We start from the raw sequence: 375 nt of genomic DNA on the forward strand, positions 1-375 counted from the left end.
CGTGCTGCTGGTCGAGCACCACATGGGCCTCGTGATGTCGATCGCCGACCACGTCGTCGCGCTGAACTTCGGCAAGAAGCTCGCGGAGGGCACGCCCGCCCAGGTGCAGGCGGACCCCGACGTCATCAAGGCCTATCTCGGGAGCAAGGACCAATGACGACGCTGCTCAACGTCAAGGACCTGCGCGCCTATTACGGTCAGGTCCAGGCGCTCCATGGCCTGTCCTTCTCGCTCAACGAGGGCTCGCTCGTGACGCTGCTCGGTGCCAACGGCGCCGGCAAGACCACCACGCTGCGCGCGATCTGCAACATGGTGCGCTCCACCGGCGGCATCGAGTTCGACGGCAAGCCGCTCAACAACCGCTCGACCGAGAGC

The 375-nt window shown here is 66.1% G+C and carries 1 protein-coding gene and 1 pseudogene; both read left to right on the forward strand.

Annotation, left to right across the window (positions count from 1 at the left end):
• Positions 1-157: pseudogene (gene livG / locus MOV75_RS42080) on the forward strand (high-affinity branched-chain amino acid ABC transporter ATP-binding protein LivG); the annotation flags it as partial.
• Positions 154-375 (forward strand): ATP-binding cassette domain-containing protein (locus MOV75_RS42085; protein WP_246933139.1); only part of this gene is annotated, 222 nt, incomplete at its 3' end. The pseudogene livG and the gene MOV75_RS42085, both read left to right, overlap by 4 nt.

Source organism: Bradyrhizobium sp. PRIMUS42 (genome assembly GCF_023006515.1).
In the GTDB taxonomy this organism is placed as follows: Bacteria; Pseudomonadota; Alphaproteobacteria; order Rhizobiales; family Xanthobacteraceae; genus Bradyrhizobium.